14 protein-coding genes are annotated in these 14,798 nt (G+C 61.1%); 4 read left to right on the top strand and 10 right to left on the bottom strand.

All coding sequences use genetic code 11. From position 1 onward, the window contains the following. Positions 1-42: 42 nt before the first annotated feature. A complete protein-coding gene (locus CV013_RS00170; RefSeq protein ID WP_102153256.1) occupies positions 43-654 on the top strand; it encodes a superoxide dismutase in 612 nt (203 codons plus the stop codon). Between the two features lie 60 nt (positions 655-714). On the opposite strand, the gene CV013_RS00165 is transcribed toward CV013_RS00170, so the two are convergent. From CV013_RS00165 to CV013_RS00155, 3 genes are all read right to left on the bottom strand, one after another. Beyond that, positions 715-1,902, bottom strand: coding sequence for an AI-2E family transporter (locus tag CV013_RS00165; RefSeq protein WP_102153540.1), 1,188 nt, complete (start codon positions 1,900-1,902; stop codon positions 715-717). A gap of 73 nt (positions 1,903-1,975) precedes the next feature. After that, positions 1,976-2,587, bottom strand: coding sequence for a sigma-70 family RNA polymerase sigma factor (locus tag CV013_RS00160; protein ID WP_102153255.1), 612 nt, complete (start codon positions 2,585-2,587; stop codon positions 1,976-1,978). Next, the gene (locus CV013_RS00155) at positions 2,587-2,718 is read right to left on the bottom strand and encodes a NepR family anti-sigma factor (protein WP_223805374.1); all 132 of its coding nucleotides are present in this window, start codon (positions 2,716-2,718) and stop codon (positions 2,587-2,589) included. The genes CV013_RS00160 and CV013_RS00155 overlap by 1 nt, the downstream gene beginning before the upstream one ends. Positions 2,719-2,986: 268 nt before the next feature. Between CV013_RS00155 and CV013_RS00150 the strand changes: the two genes are divergently transcribed. Beyond that, positions 2,987-4,669 (top strand): CHASE domain-containing protein, encoded by a 1,683-nt coding sequence (locus CV013_RS00150; RefSeq protein ID WP_223805375.1) that lies wholly within the window; start codon positions 2,987-2,989, stop codon positions 4,667-4,669. Positions 4,670-4,822: 153 nt separating this feature from the next. Here CV013_RS00150 and CV013_RS00145 read toward each other — a convergent pair whose 3' ends face one another. Next, positions 4,823-5,626: a response regulator gene (locus CV013_RS00145; protein ID WP_102153252.1), complete on the bottom strand. Its 804-nt coding sequence runs from the start codon at positions 5,624-5,626 to the stop codon at positions 4,823-4,825. A 149-nt stretch (positions 5,627-5,775) separates the two neighbouring features. On the opposite strand from CV013_RS00145, the gene CV013_RS00140 reads away from it, so the two are divergent. After that, positions 5,776-6,519, top strand: a complete 744-nt coding sequence (locus tag CV013_RS00140) for a Crp/Fnr family transcriptional regulator (RefSeq protein ID WP_123639995.1) — start codon at positions 5,776-5,778, stop codon at positions 6,517-6,519. Between the two features lie 318 nt (positions 6,520-6,837). Here the strand turns inward: CV013_RS00140 and CV013_RS00135 are convergent, their stop codons facing one another. Together CV013_RS00135 and CV013_RS00130 are read right to left on the bottom strand one after the other, a co-directional pair. Continuing rightward, entirely contained in the window at positions 6,838-7,416 is a 579-nt protein-coding gene (locus CV013_RS00135) for a response regulator (RefSeq protein WP_223805376.1), read from the bottom strand. Positions 7,417-8,163: 747 nt separating this feature from the next. Then, positions 8,164-9,321: a GNAT family protein gene (locus CV013_RS00130; RefSeq protein WP_190276568.1), complete on the bottom strand. Its 1,158-nt coding sequence runs from the start codon at positions 9,319-9,321 to the stop codon at positions 8,164-8,166. 122 nt (positions 9,322-9,443) lie between these two features. Here CV013_RS00130 and CV013_RS00125 point away from each other — a divergent pair, with 122 nt between their 5' ends. Further along, positions 9,444-10,568: a fatty acid desaturase family protein gene (locus CV013_RS00125; RefSeq protein WP_102153250.1), complete on the top strand. Its 1,125-nt coding sequence runs from the start codon at positions 9,444-9,446 to the stop codon at positions 10,566-10,568. A gap of 257 nt (positions 10,569-10,825) precedes the next feature. Here the strand turns inward: CV013_RS00125 and lptG are convergent, their stop codons facing one another. From lptG to CV013_RS00105, 4 genes are all read right to left on the bottom strand, one after another. After that, positions 10,826-11,923 (bottom strand): LPS export ABC transporter permease LptG, encoded by a 1,098-nt coding sequence (lptG, locus tag CV013_RS00120; protein ID WP_102153249.1) that lies wholly within the window; start codon positions 11,921-11,923, stop codon positions 10,826-10,828. 4 nt (positions 11,924-11,927) lie between these two features. Next, positions 11,928-13,157 carry an LptF/LptG family permease gene (locus CV013_RS00115; RefSeq protein WP_102153248.1) on the bottom strand — a complete coding sequence of 410 codons (1,230 nt, stop codon included), beginning with the start codon at positions 13,155-13,157 and terminating at the stop codon, positions 11,928-11,930. 103 nt (positions 13,158-13,260) lie between these two features. Further along, positions 13,261-13,632 (bottom strand): ATP-dependent Clp protease adapter ClpS, encoded by a 372-nt coding sequence (gene clpS / locus CV013_RS00110; protein WP_223805377.1) that lies wholly within the window; start codon positions 13,630-13,632, stop codon positions 13,261-13,263. A gap of 288 nt (positions 13,633-13,920) precedes the next feature. Beyond that, positions 13,921-14,703 carry a phasin family protein gene (locus CV013_RS00105; protein WP_102153247.1) on the bottom strand — a complete coding sequence of 261 codons (783 nt, stop codon included), beginning with the start codon at positions 14,701-14,703 and terminating at the stop codon, positions 13,921-13,923. Between the last annotated feature and the right edge of the window lie 95 nt (positions 14,704-14,798).

The following is a 14,798-nucleotide window of genomic DNA, read 5'->3' as shown; positions in this document are numbered from 1 at the left end:
GAACCCTTTCTACCACTCCAATCCGAATACGGGAGAAACCAAATGGCTTTCGATCTTATCCCGCTGCCTTATGCCGATACGGCGCTGGCACCGGCCATTTCCGCTGAAACGCTGTCGTACCACTATGGCAAGCACCACAAGGCGTACATCGACAAGACCAACGCCGCCATCGAAGGTGGCGAACTGGCCGACAAGTCGCTGGAAGAAGTGATCGCCGCCGTTCGTGGCAAGAATCAGGGCCTGTTTAACAACGCCGCGCAGAGCTGGAACCACGGGTTCTACTGGCATTCGCTGGCGGCTGACACCGGCAACCCGTCGGATGAACTCGCTTCGATGATCGACGACGCATTCGGCTCGCTCGACAAGCTGAAGGACGAGCTGAAGGCGCGTGGCGCAGGCCACTTCGCCAGCGGCTGGGTCTGGCTGGTCGAGAAGGGCGGCAAGCTCGAAATCGCGGAAACCCACGATGGCGACACACTGGCCGATCAGGATGGCAATCCGCTGCTGACCGTCGATGTGTGGGAACACGCCTATTACCTCGATCACCAGAATGCGCGCCCGGCCTATCTGGACGCAGTGATCGACACCAAGCTGAACTGGAGCTTCGCATCGGACAACCTCGCACGTGGCACCACCTGGAAATATCCGGGCTGATCCCTGCGCGACAGCGAATAAAGAAAACCCGCTCCGGTCATCCGGGGCGGGTTTTTCGTATCAGCTTCCTTCGGTCGGTTCCGCGCTCATCGGGTTGCCGATGAACAATGGCTCCCCAAAAATGAAACCGATCAGGTTAGGCCGCCCGACATGGTCGAAGAAAGCCGTCAGCGTCAGCAGAATGGGTACTGACAAAAGCGCGCCGAACACGCCCCAGATCCAGCTGAAGTAACTGAGCGCGATCAGGATTACCACCGGGTTCATCGTGAACCGCGCGCCGAGGATCGAAGGCGTGACCACGTTCGATTCCACTGTATGCAGTCCGAGATATGCCGCCGCCGGGATAATGCCGAGCAGGGCAGTTTCCGCTGTGCCTACGCCATAAAGCGCCAGCACCCCTGTCATCGCCAGGGGGCCGATATAGGGCAGGAAATTGAGCAGTGCGGCCAGTCCGCCCCACATCACCGGCGCATCGACACCCAGCGCCCATGCGCCCAGCGCCACGATCACGCCCACGCCTGCATTGATGAAAGTAACTGTCAGAATATAGGCAGCGACCCGATCCTGCACTTCGCGGATGACGCGGGCGGCCTTGATGCTGCTGCCGAAATCGCTGCGGTCGAGCAGAAGGTGGCGGCGCAACCTGACGCGCGCTTCCACCATGAAGAAAGTCATCAGGAACGTCAGCAGGGTTTCCAGCACGACGCTGGGCGTCGCGAAAGCAAGTTGTTCGATCACCGACGGGCTGGCCAGCACGACTTCGCGCCCGGTATGTCCGGTAATCTGTGCGATTTGCTCGTTGGCCGATGCAATCCAGTGGAAGTTCGCACGCAGTTCGCTGAACCGCTTGCTGACCTGATCGACCACTTGCGGCAATTGATCGAACAGGGCGACTGCCGGTTGCAGGATCAGCCCCAGCGCCAGCATCACGATCGCGCACAGCAGCAGCAGCGACAGGAACGATGCCAGCACATTGGGCAGGCCCCAACTGGCGAGTTTATCGGCCAGTGGCGACAGCACTATCGTCAGGATCAGGGCTGTAACCAGCGGCAGGAATACCACCGACCCGATCGACAGCACAAACGGCAGCGCCAGAAACAGTCCCAGACCCAGAATGACCACCAGCGCCGACATCAGCCGCAATTCCTGCGCGGCGAATGTCATTTGTGTGGAGCTGTCCGATACGCGCGCGGGTTCGCCGCCATCTGGCGCAGGCTGAGCCGCATCGCGGGAATCGTGGGCGCTCATCACTCAGGAGCCTTATGACAATCGGAACCTGCGATATTGCCGCAAGCGTGGAGCCTGTTCAAGCAGATCGCGATCAGCGGGTCGGCAGGCTGACACCGTTGCCCGCGGCCACTTCGTCCAGCTCTTCCAGCAAGGCGCGGTGGGCGCTTTCGTCGTCGGCGGTGCGCTTGGGAATCGTGCCATCTTCCAGCATTGCCGACAGAGCAGCGCGGGCGCGGCCCACGCGGCTTTTGATCGTACCCACGGCACAGCCGCAGATATTGGCCGCTTCTTCGTAAGAGAAACCGCCCGCGCCCACCAGCAGCAAAGCTTCGCGCCGTTCGGGCGGCAAAGTCAGCAGCGCGCGGCGCATGTCGGACAGATGGATCGGTTCTTCCTGCCCGGCAGGCGCGGTCAGGATTCGTTCGGCCACGTTTTCATCGAAATCGCCACGGAAACGATTGCGGCGCATATCGGTAAGATAGGCGTTACGCAGGATTACGAACGTCCATGCGCGCATCGATGTGCCGGGCTGGAATCGATCCTGCGCGGCCCATGCCTTCAGCATGGTTTCCTGCACCAGATCGTCTGCCATGTCGGGGCGGCCGCACAAGCCACGCGCAAATGCGCGCAGATGCGGAACCACTTCGGTCAGCTCTCGCTTGAAATCGGCCTTCTCGCTGGCCGTTCGCTCGGTCTCGCTCATCAGTTCTTGCCGTCCAGCTTGGAAAGCAGATCCTTGAAACTATCCGGCAGTTCTTCTTCCACGACAGAATCATAGAGCTGGCGCAGGCCATTGGCCCACCCCGGCTGTGCATCTTTTTTTTGTCTGTTCACTGTGTTGCGATCCTTTTCGCCCCCCTGTGATGCAGAATCTTTCGTGTCGTTCTTGTCCGCTGTCATGAACGTCCCAAACAATAATGTATCGATACAAAATGCGTCCGCAGTAAACGGCCGGTCGTTGAGTGCCTACTCTTCGGAATGGCTGTTCTGTCAAGTTGGGAACGAAGCCGGGCGCGCATGGTTCCCTTGATATTGCCGGGTATGTATTGGCAGACAATGGTTTGCGGTCGGTTGGGTCAGCAAGCCGGTTGGGGGTACTGGGTTGAGTAATTCGGACGTGCAGAATCGCCGGGCACGGCAATTGCTGGTCCAATATCCGCGCGCCGCGCCGCTGGCGATTTTTCTTTTGATTGCAGCGATTACCGCTCTGTCGATCTTCGCGATAGAGCGGGGCGAGTGGCAGCGCGAACAGGCCGGGCTGAGCGAAACAGCGCAGGCAGTCAGTTCGGCTTTGGAACGGCGCGGCAATACCTCTTCGGCCTATCTGCGTGCTGGCGCGGCTCTGTTCGGTACGGTCGATGCTGTGCCAGGCCCGCTTTTCCGGCGCTTTATCAGTGAATTGCGGCTTGATTCCGATTATCGCGGAGCGGAAGGTATCGGCTGGGCAATTGCGCTGAAACCGGGCGATGTCTCCCGGTATGAAGCAGCGCTTAGTGAACTGACTGCCAGCCGTCGTACGGTGCATCCCAAACCGCCCGCCAATGCAAAACTGGTGGTGCCCGTCACGTTTTTGCAGCCCGATACCGAACGCAATCGCCGCGCCATCGGGTTCGACATGTATTCCGAGCCTGTCCGGCGGGAGGCGATGGAGGAAGCGATCCATTCGGTGCGCCCCACCGCCAGCGGCAAAGTCGTGCTGGCACAGGAAGGCCGCAAGCCAGAGCCGGGTTTTCTGATCTATATGCCAGTGTTTGAAGGCGGGGTCCGCGGACGGAAGTTGCGCGGATTTGTCTATAGCCCGTTCAACGCGCAGGATTTCCTGATTTCCGCGATGGAGCTGGAAACGCCGGGCGACATGGGTGTGCGCCTGTATGACGGTGCGCCGGGCAAGGATAACCTGCTGGCCGAACTCGCCCCGGCGCAGCGCACCGGGCGCGTCGTGCGTAGTCAGGTAAGCATCGCCAATCACCCGATGGTGCTGGAAGTGGAATCCGCGCGCGGGGCGGGGCTATCCACACTATCGATGCTGACGCTGCTGTTCGGGCTGCTGGTGGCCAGCCTGCTGATGGTGGTGGTGCGGTTGCTGACGCAACAGGCGGCGGAAGATCAGGCTTCGCTCGAATGGCTGGAAGAACAGAATTCGATCCGCGACACACTGACCCGCGAACTGAACCACCGTGTCAAAAACACGCTGGCCAATGTGCTGTCGATCGTCAATCTCACCCGGCGGCGGGCGACCGATATAGACGATTTTGCCGACGGGCTGGACGGCCGCATCCGTGCGCTGTCGGCCACGCACGATTTGCTGACATCGTCGGATTGGAGCACGACGCCACTGGGCGCGGTGATGCAGGCCGAACTGGCGCCCTATGCCCGCAGCGAAGCGTCGATAGAGCTGAAGGGGCCGCATGTCGAACTGGCACCCAACGACGCATTGTCGCTGGGTCTGGCGGTCCATGAACTGGCGACCAATGCCGCAAAATACGGCGCGCTGAGCACGCCCGAGGGCAAAGTGTGCCTGACCTGGGCGCTGGAAAGCGACAATCTGGCCAGTATCGAATGGGTGGAAAGCGGCGGTCCGCCTGTGCCCGATCGGCGTTCGCGCGGGTTCGGCACCGATCTGATCGAAAAGATCGTGGCCCACGAACTGCGCCATCCGGTGCGGCTGGAATTTGCCCGCGAAGGTGTGCGGTGCCGATTGCTGGTGCCGGTACGCCGCCCCAGCGAATTCGAAATCCGTGCGCGTAAGCGGGCAGAGCGTCGGCAGGCCAAAGGCAGGCGGTGAGTGCAGCGCCAGCGGCTTGCTGCTGGCGCAGCTCTGACATCACAGCCGATCGCTGTGTCTCTGTCCGTGCTGTGTGTTCAATGGTGTGAGATTTAAAAAACCCGGCGAGACAGTTGCCTGTCTCGCCGGGTCGATATGCGATGATGCGCGGTGTCAGGCCAGCGGACGGCTCGATCCGAAGAACAGCGCCTGACTGATAGCGGCGCGAACGGTCGATTCCTGAAACGGCTTGGTGACCAGATAGGTCGGTTCTGGCCGGTCGCCGGTCAGCAGGCGTTCGGGATAGGCGGTGATGAAGATCACCGGCACCGAACCGATTTCCAGAATATCGTCCACTGCATCGAGACCGGAAGACCCATCGGCCAGCTGAATATCCGCCAGCACAAGGCCGGGTGTCTTTTCGGCAACGACTTCCTGCGCTTGCGTGCGCGTAGCGGCTGTGCCGCAGATATCGTGACCCAGCGAACGAACGAGATCTTCGAGCTGCATCGAAATCAGCGGCTCGTCTTCGATAATCAGAACGCTGGTGGTGGATTCGCGGTCGATCTCCTCGACAGCTTCCTTGACCAGCGATTCGACCTCGGCTGAATCCAGCTCCATGATTTCCGCGGTTTCGGGGATGGAGAAATCTTCCAGCGTGGTCAGCAGCAAAGCCTGCCGATTAAGCGGGGTGATGACTTTCAGCCGATCGCGGGCGGCACTTTCGTGTTCGCCGGTCCCATCGGTCGTGCGGCCATCGTCGGCCACTTCGAGATAGGCGCTCGACCACACTTTGTTAAATGCGCGGTAGAGCGGGACACGACCGGCCTCGAGCGATTTTTTCAGCTCGTCGTCGGCCAGTGCGGCCTCCAGCGTAGCGCGCACGAATGTATCACCGGTCGATTGAGAGCCGGTCAGTGCGCGGGCATAGCGGCGCAAATACGGCAGATTGGAAGCGACTTGATCTCCAAGCGACATGTAAACCCTTCCCGTTTGAGATAGCGGGGTAACGTTGCAGGACAGCGAAGGTTCCGCCTGCGAATTGACAAGCTGGCAGCGAGAGGACAGACCGCTGCCACCGCACGTGAAGTGGTGGCATTTTCTGCTTTTTGCAATGGGGGTTAAGGGTGGGATCGTCTCAACAGACGCGGTGTAGCGAATGCCCGCTGCAACTGGCACAATGTCTCCGTGCGCTCAGCCCCGAACAAGTCGAAACCATGCAGTCGATCAAACGCGGCGAACGCATGGTCGAGCGCGGCGATACAGTGTTCGAACAGGGTAGCGACGGGAGCGAGTTGTTCACGGTGCTGGAAGGGGTGCTGATGCGGGTCCGCACGCTGGACGATGGACGGCGGCAAATCGTCAACCTGATGTTCCCCGGCGATCTGGTCGGACTGCAGGGTGCGTTCGACGATCCGCGCAGCCATTCGGTGGAAGCGATCCTGCCGGCGCGGCTGTGCGAATTCCATCGCGTCGATTTCCCCACGCTGATCCGCTCGCATCCGCGGCTGGGATACGACATCGTGTGGATGGCGGCGAAGGAAGAAACCGAGCTGGAAGAACACATCGTCTCGCTCGGCCAGCGTAACGCCCGCGAACGGATCGCCAATCTGGCGGTGTGGATGGTGGACCGCGCACAGGCGAGCGGAATCGCCCGGCGGGACAACAGCCTCGAACTGCCGATCACGCAGACGCAAGTGGCAGAAATGCTCGGCCTGTCGCTGGTGCATGTGAACCGCACGCTGCAATGGCTGCGGAGCGAAAAACTGGTCGACTGGCGCAATGGCCGGATCGCCGTGCCCGATATGGAACGCACCAGCGACTTCGCGCAGTTCGAAGGGCGCCGAATGCAAATGCGGCCCTTTATTTGAAGGGGTTGAGAGGGCATCCCGCGAAGGCCCCCGCACACCTCCCATTGCGCCGCCGAATTGCGGTGAATCAAAAAAATCTGAAAAATGCGATTCTGCGGGGAACCGGTTTTCGGTCGGTGCATTTCCCTTATGTCACCGCCGAGACCCCCCCTCCCGTCCAAGCGGCTGGTGATACGATCCCGAAGGGCCTCCGCTCGAATGCGAGCGGAGGCCTTTTTTATGGCCCGGCGAAACGGGTGGGTTTGGCGAAGTTTCGGAGACAAAGAGCGGTGTAGCGGGCAGTGCGCGCTGCGGGAGCGGGGCCAGCGCGAATTCGCTTTAGCGCAATACGCTTTTCAAGCGGGAGAACAGCCCGGTTGCACCGGGGCGCGTTTGGATCGCGGCGAGCAAATCCTCGGGCGCATAGGGTTTTTCCAGCACCGGTCCCAGTTCGGCGATGTTGGCCGGGATATCTTGCGGGGCACCAGTGGAAAATACGATCCGCGGCGGTTTCGGCCCGACCGAACTGACGAGTTCGGCCAGCGCCCAGCCATCGTCGCGATCCGACAGATGCACATCCAGTATCATGGCGTCCGGTCGATGCGTGCGTAATGCTGCCAGCGCATCGTCAGACGAATTGCATTGAATAACCCGTGTCGCGCCTGCGCCGAGCAGGGTTTCCTCGATATTCAGCGCCAGAATAGCGTCGTCTTCCACCACCAGCACGATACCGATTGGCGGCGCGGCAGCCGCTTTGGACCGATTATAAGATTTCACCCCTTGGGTTGCCACCTGCGCGTTTTCCTCATCGCGCCACCGGACGGAAAAGCCGGGGCGATCATATGAAGCGAACGACAGGTGGCAGAACACCGTTCCCGCGTCCCGCAGAATTGCGTCGCCGCGTGGCACAAATACCACGAATAGAGGCGCTTAGTGGGCAATGTGAGTGGCGATTGTCGGTTCGCCGCGATCCGCCCTTCGCGCCGGTTGTAATAATGGTGAGGTAGGGTCATGGATTGCCGCGTCGCCTGCGGCTCCTCGCAATGACGAGGGGGCGGCGGATTTGATCCGGGGGGCGCGCTATTCTTCCGGCGTGGAGCCAGCAGAAGCTGCACCCCGGCTCTGGGGCCGGGGTGACGGTGGGGCTTTCATACCGGATCTCTCCAGCGTCCACCTTCCTGCTCGTCATTGAGAACGCAGTGAAGCAATCCATGGCCTGACGTCTCCGTCCACAGCATCGGTTTAAGCTGAGGCAACGTGCGTTCCATGGATTGCCTCGTCGCTTACGCTCCTCGCAATGACGAGGGATGGTTGATGTGCGATAGTAACGGCCAACCATTGGCAGTGCGACCCCACCCAAGAACCAAACCCACTTCGTGCCTTCGCGCCTTCGTGTGACCATCTTCCACCCCACGTTCCCGCCCATCGCGGCGGCTGTGAGGGGGCGAGGGATGGTCTATGGATTGCCAGATCGCCTGCGGCTTCTCGCAATGACGAGAGGTGGGGGCGCCAATCACCCACGTCGCCCCCGACTTTATCCGGCGGCCCGGCTATTCTTCCGGCGTGGAGCCAGCAGAAGCTGGACCCCGGCTCTGGGGCCGGGGTGACGGTGGGGCTGATAATGTGCGCGCCCTTCGTTGCGTCACCGCCCTGAAGCAATCGCGCTTACAGCCCTTTCTGATAGATCACGTATTCCCGATTCACATGGCTGTCGATCGCTTCGGCAATAGCGACCATTCCCTGATTATCGTCGAGGATCCAGCCGATTTCCCCGCGTGTCGAGCCATATTTTTCAATCGCGTTGCGGCGGATATATTCGATCATCATAAACGCCAGCTGGCTGGCAAGGCGGGAGGATTGCAGGCGCTTGCGGACCCCCATCAGCGGCACCCGCATCGTGCGGACCTGCGGCTTGCGTAGCCATGTCAGCAACTTGATCCAGTTGAAGGGGAACAGTTTGCCCTTCATCGGTTTCAGCACTTCGTTGAGATCGGGCAGCGTCATCATGAATGCCACCGGCTCCCCTTCGTATTCGGCGACCATGATGAGGTCTTCGCGGACGATGGGTTTGAATTTCTTGCCGGCATAGGCGATTTCGGCGTCGGTGAACGGCACGAAGCCCCAGTTATCCGACCATGCATCGTTGAGAATATCGAGGATCAGGCGCGCTTCTTCGTCGAATTTCGATTTATCGACGTTACGGATGCGGATTTTCGCATTCTTCTCGCCCGAAGAAACGATGCGCTGGATCAGCGGGGGGAATTCCTGCGTAATATCCAGTTCGTAAGTATAAAGCGATTTGGCCCTGGTATAGCCAAGCGCTTCGAACCAGTCGCGATAGCGGGCGGGCTGGTGCCCCATCATCACCGTGGGCGAGTGATCGTGGCCGACCACCAGTTGCCCCGGTTCTTCCCATACGGACATCGACAGCGGAGCAAGAACGCGGTTCATCCCCTTGTCGCGCAGCCATTTTTCTGCCGTCGCGATCAGGCGGGCGGCGATTGTTTCGTCTTCCGCTTCGAACAGGCCCCAGTTGCCGACGCCCGGCCCCATGCCCTGTTCCGGCGGCTGAGCGATCGCCAGATGATCGATATGCGCGGAAATGCGCCCGACCGTGCGGCCGCCTTCTTTCGCCAGAAAATGCTGCACATCGGCGTGGTCGAAAAACGGGTTCTTGCCGGGGGTGACCAGCTCCATCGCTTCCATCCGCAGCGGGGGCACCCAATGCGGATCGTCGGCATGAATCCGATAACTGAGATCGACAAAATCCGTGCGCTCGCGCTTGTTCGTGACAGGGATCACTTCTATCTGTCGGTCAGACACAGCAGCAGCCTCGTTCATTGTGTGTTCCATAGCTGCGGGGTAGCTGCGATTTGACCTATGCCATAGCGCGCCACCCCGAAAGGGGCGCAGTAAGGCGTGTCATCGTTTCGGAAAAGCAGATAATGAACGCCACTCAACCCGCCAGTCACTCCACCGCCTACTCCGGGCAGGAAGCTCAAACCGCAACAGATGCGGCGATTGACCGCACGCGCCTCCCGGACGACAAGGTGCTGTTGCGCGCCGCAGTCGATCTGACGCGCGACCTGCATACAGCCAAGCCGGGGATCTACTGGCCCGACATGCTCGGTTCTGCGTTGATCGGCTATGCCGCGCTGGCCGGGGCGATCCTGACCGACAAGACATGGCTGGCGATTCTGCTGGGGCTGGTGGCGGTGCAGGCACTGTATCGCGCGCTGCTGTTCATTCACGAAATCTCACACATGCATCGCGATGCGCTGCCCGGTTTCCGCTCTGTGTGGAATCTGCTGGTCGGCATTCCGATGCTGACCCCGTCGTTCATGTATGAAGACGGGCACACCATCCACCATTCGCGGACCAAATATGGCACCCCGGAAGACCCGGAATATCTGCCGCTGGCGCTGATGAAACCGTGGAGCCTGCCGGTGTTCCTGCTGATCGCCTTGCTGGCACCGCCTGCGCTGATGATCCGGTTCGGGATTCTCGCGCCGCTGGGGCTGATTTTCCCGGCGATCCGCAAGATGAACTGGGAACGGTTTTCGACGTTGGCGATCAACCCCGATTATCGCCGCCGCCCGCCTGCGGAATCGAAGCGGCGCTGGTATATCCTGCTGGAAACAGGCGCGTCGATCTGGGCACTGGCGCTGTTCGCCAGCATTCCGCTGCTTGGCTGGCGGCCCTTGCTGGTGGCATTGGCGGTGTTTTCCGTGGTCGCGGTGCTCAACCAGCTTCGCACGCTGGTGGCGCATTTGTGGGAGAATCAGGGCGAGCCGATGACGGTGACCGCGCAGTATCTCGATTCGGTCAACGTGCCGCCGCCGGGCATTGCCGCGGCGATGTGGGCGCCGGTGGGGCTGCGGTTTCACGCGCTGCACCACCTGCTGCCATCGATGCCCTATCACTCGCTGGGCGAGGCGCATCGGCGGCTGTCGGCGCATCTGGGCGCGGATTCGACGTATCTTCAGGCGAACTATACCGGGATGATCCCGCTGGTCGGGCGGATCGCCGCGAGCACGATGCGCGCGCGGAACACCGACAAGTCCGCGTAAGCCGCGCGCCATAGCGGCGCCATAGCCGGGCTAAGTCGGCGGAATAACTGGCTGCGCGGCAAGGGCTGTCGCCGCCAGCCGCCCGCAGGCACGGTATTGCCGGAAGAGAGCGGGCCGGGCAGGCCGTGCCGAGTTCAGCTCAGCTTAGCTCTGCCGAGGAGACAACGCAGGCGAGTACAAGATCAGGCCGCTGCACCTCTGCCTGTCTGGCTGTGCTGCCCCGCCTGAGGCGCGCCGCTCGCTATGGAGCGCGCGGGCTATTCCTCTGTACGGATCAGCACTGTTTCACCGATCAGCAGGAACAGCATGAACGGTGCCCACGCAGCCAGGAATGGCGGGTATCCGCCGAAATTGCCCATCGCCAGCGCGGCATTGTCGACCACGAAATAGGCGAAGCCCAGCGCCATGCCGATGATCGCGCGCAGGAAAAGCTGGCCCGACCGCGCCAGCCCGAATGCGGCGACCGCGCCCAGCAAGGGCATCAGCGCAGCGGACAGCGGGCCGGAAATCTTGTGCCACCACTTCGCCTCCAGCTCGGCAGTGCGGCGCCCGGCTTCGCGGTAATCGGCGATCGAGCGGGACAGTTCCATCAGCGATTGCCCGTCGGGGTTCACGCTGCCCAGCTCGATCTGTTCGGGTGTCAGATCCTGCCCCAGTACGACAGAGGGCTGACGGGTGGTTTCGGCGGTGGCCACTTCGAAACGGGTGGCATCGGTCAGCTTCCAGCCGGGGCTGGCGTATGTGGCGCTGGCGGCCCGTGTCTCTGTGGCAATCGCCCCGCTGGGCGCGCGCTGGTAATAGGTCACGCCTTCCAGCCGCATGGCCGCGCCGGTGCCGCTGGCATTCGCGGCATAGAGGATATTGGTGCCATCGGTGACGTAAACATTGGCCTTCGCCCCCGATGCAGTGGGCATTTTGGCGTAATCGTTGGCTTGCCAGGCCGACAGCGTGGCGTTGGCGCGGGTCAGCACCCGTTCGTTGAATGCGAAGCTGAGCCCCGATGTCACCAGCGCAGTCAGCAGCAGCGGCGCCAGCACCTGATGCGCGGAAAGACCTGCGGCCTTCATCGCGATCACTTCGCTGTTCTGGTTGAGCGTCGCCAGTGTCAGGATCGACGCCAGCAGGACGGAGTAGGGCAGGAACCGCGCGATCAGTTGCGGCGCGCGCAAGCTGACATACGTCAGCACTTCGGCCTGCCCGTTGCCGGGTGCAGCCAGCACTTTGCCGCTGTTCGACAGCAGGTCGAGCATCAGCAGCACCATCACCAGCATTACCAGCACGGCGATGATCCGCACGATGAACATCTTGGCCAGATAGCCGGTCAGCGTTCTGCTGGGGAAGAAATCGAGTTGCATCGCGTTATTCCGCCGGAGTCGCTTGCAGGTGTCCGGCCAGTTTGCGCCGCCTGCTGAACAGTTTGCCAAGGCGCTTCGACAGTTTGGCGAACACGGTTTCCAGCGCCCCGATCGCCTGCCCGCCGGGCACATAGGCCACGCGGTAATACATCCACACGATCAGCGCGCCGAACAGCACGAATGGTCCCCACAATGCCAGTATCGGATCGACCCGCCCCATTGTCGCGAAATCGTGCCCGTACTGGTTGATCTTGTGATAGGCGACGACCATCACGATGGACACGAACACGCCCAGCGCGCTGCTCGATCGCTTGGGTGGAATCGCCAGCGCGACCGCCAGTAAGGGCATCAGCATCATCATGACCACTTCGACCATGCGATAATTGAAACTGGCCTGACTGGCATCGCGCGCCGGTTCGGGCGTGGCGCCGTTCCACCCGATCCGCAGCAGTTCGGGCAGGATATATTCGCTCTCCCCCTCTCCGCGTTTGCGGAACGCTTCCACTGCAGGAAGGTCGATCGGCAAATCCTGTTTGGTGAAGCTGAGCACGCGGCCCGGTTTGCCGGCGCTGTCCTGCACGATGGTGCCATCGGTCAGCCGCAGGATGATCGTGTTGGGATTGTCGCTCGTCGCCAGAAAGCGCCCTTCGCGGGCGGAGATCGACAGCACTTCGCCCTTGCCATCGGCGATGCGCGCGAAGATTCCCACCAGACGGCGCCCGTCGTCCTCGCTCTTTTCGATGCGGAGCGCCATGCGATCTTTCAGCGTAGTGAATTCACCGACCTTGATCGATGCGCCCAGCGCGCCGGAGCGCAGTTCGTAGTCGAGCCGGGCATAGTAATACTGGCTCATCGGCTGGATATAGAACACCAGCGCGGTGTTGACCCCCACCAGCAGCACGGCAATGGCATAGGGCACCCGCAGCAACCGGCCATAGCTGAGGCCGACCGCGCGCATCACGTCCAGTTCGCTGGTGGTGGCCAGCTTACGGAACGCCAGCAACACGCCGAGCAGCAGGCCCAGCGGTATCGCCAGACTGGCATATTCGGGCAGCAGCGCAGCCAGCATTTTGAAGACGATCCCCACCGGGCCGCCCTGGGCACCGACGAAATCGAACAGGCTCAGCATCTGATCGAGCGTCAGCAGCGATGCCGCCAGCACGAACACGCCGAGCATCGGCACAAGCGTGAGCCGCAGGATATAACGGTCGATAGCAGGAAGAAACTTGAGCAAGCGATCAGGGGTCCGGTTGTCAGATGCAAGCTGCCCTAGCGGGAAATTTGCGGCAGGTCATGCCCCCAAAACAGCAGCCCCCTTCCGAACGGGGATCGGGCGATCAGGCCTTTTCCAGCGTACATTGCAGCGGGTGCTGATTTTCCCGTGCGAAATCCATCACCTGATTGACCTTGGTTTCCGCCACTTCATACGGGAAAACCCCGCACACGCCCACGCCGCGCTGGTGAACGTGGAGCATTATCCGCGTCGCCTGTTCCAGATCCATTTTGAAAAACCGTTTCAGCACGATCACCACGAATTCCATCGGGGTGTAATCGTCATTGAGCATCAGCACTTTGTACTGGCTCGGCTTTTTGGGTTTGGCCCTGGCCTTGGTGGCGATGCCGATCTGGCCTTCGCCATCGTGTGCGTCGTCATCTTCCGCTGCGCGGACAGGTTGGGGCAGGGCAGAGTAGTGCGAAGCAATCATCATGGCTGCAATATCGTATGCGATTGGCGGAGGGCAAGACGAGACTCTCAATACGGGAACTCCGTCATGCCGGAAAGATGCCGCGAAACGGTTAAATCCATCCAAACACGCGCCAGCTAAAACAACGCGGATAAAACGCGCAGCCAGGACCAATCGCAATTTGCAGGCCGTCAGGGCTGAATGGCGACTGGTGCTGAAACGAAACGGGCCGGACGGTGATGTACCGTCCGGCCCGCGATGATCCTGCCGCTTTTACTGGAGAGGAGAGAGTCGGCGGCGGGAGAATTCGTGTCAGGCTGCCTTGGTGAACTTTTCGGCAGCGATGCTCATCCGGCTCGAAATCGGCGCGAAGGCTTCGTTGGCCAGCTTCATCGAAGCTTCGGCGTTCTTCGACATGTGAGCAACCATCGCGTCGAAGTTGCGACGGGCCAGTTCGCCTTGCAGCTTGAACAGGTCGGTCGGGCTCTTCACCGCGGCGAATTCCTTCATGTCGGCAGTGGCGGTTTCGAAAGCGCCCTTGGCCGCTTCGATTTCGCCGCGCGCCATGTCCTGCATGCCGCTGCTCAGGATCTTGCCCGATTCGACGGCAGCTTCGACATTGCCCTTGCTGAATTCGGTCATTTCGCCGGCATAGGACTTGCTCTTTTCAAAGGCGGTCTTGGCCTTTTCCTGCAGGTCGCTGGCGGCGTTTTTGATGGTCTTGGTGAAATCTGCGGTCTTGGTCATGATGGTATCCTTGAATTCTGGTGCGGTGGCGGTCTTGGTATTTTTCGGAGCTGCGGCCTTCTTCGGCGCTGCAACCTTTTGAGCCGGGGCTGGCTTGGCAGGGGCGGCCTTCTTCGCGGCAACCTTTTCCGGGCGTTTGGCCGCCGCTTTGCGGGCGACCGGCTTTTTCGCCGGAGCCTTGGCAGGTGCTGCCTTCACCGGTGCCGGTTTTGCCGCTGCCTTAGGTGCTACTACCTCAGGCGGCGCTGCCTTCGCGGTTGCGGTGCCACTGGTTGCTTCTGCATATGCCTTCTCGGCAGATGCGTCGGCTTTCAGCTCTACAGTTTTCGGATCGCTGGCATCGGCCATCGGTTTACGCTCCTATGTTGCACTGCACAAAATAGGCTTCGCAAGCGCGAAGTCAAGGAATATTTGTGCAGTGCAACATGAGCGGAGAACGCCTC

Source organism: Tsuneonella flava, from assembly GCF_002870965.1.
GTDB classification, from domain to species: domain Bacteria; phylum Pseudomonadota; class Alphaproteobacteria; order Sphingomonadales; family Sphingomonadaceae; genus Tsuneonella; species Tsuneonella flava.
The sequence above is the reverse complement of the archived record's forward strand: the minus strand, read 5'-3'. Positions and strand labels throughout refer to the sequence as shown.

Coding starts and splice junctions, on each gene's coding strand:
- CV013_RS00170 (WP_102153256.1), top strand. CDS start 43: ATGGCTTTCGATCTTATCCCGCTGCCTTATGCCGATACGGCGCTGGCA.
- CV013_RS00165 (WP_102153540.1), bottom strand. CDS start 1,902: ATGAGCGCCCACGATTCCCGCGATGCGGCTCAGCCTGCGCCAGATGGC.
- CV013_RS00160 (WP_102153255.1), bottom strand. CDS start 2,587: ATGAGCGAGACCGAGCGAACGGCCAGCGAGAAGGCCGATTTCAAGCGA.
- CV013_RS00145 (WP_102153252.1), bottom strand. CDS start 5,626: ATGTCGCTTGGAGATCAAGTCGCTTCCAATCTGCCGTATTTGCGCCGC.
- CV013_RS00125 (WP_102153250.1), top strand. CDS start 9,444: ATGAACGCCACTCAACCCGCCAGTCACTCCACCGCCTACTCCGGGCAG.
- lptG (WP_102153249.1), bottom strand. CDS start 11,923: ATGCAACTCGATTTCTTCCCCAGCAGAACGCTGACCGGCTATCTGGCC.
- clpS (WP_223805377.1), bottom strand. CDS start 13,632: ATGATGATTGCTTCGCACTACTCTGCCCTGCCCCAACCTGTCCGCGCA.
- CV013_RS00105 (WP_102153247.1), bottom strand. CDS start 14,703: ATGGCCGATGCCAGCGATCCGAAAACTGTAGAGCTGAAAGCCGACGCA.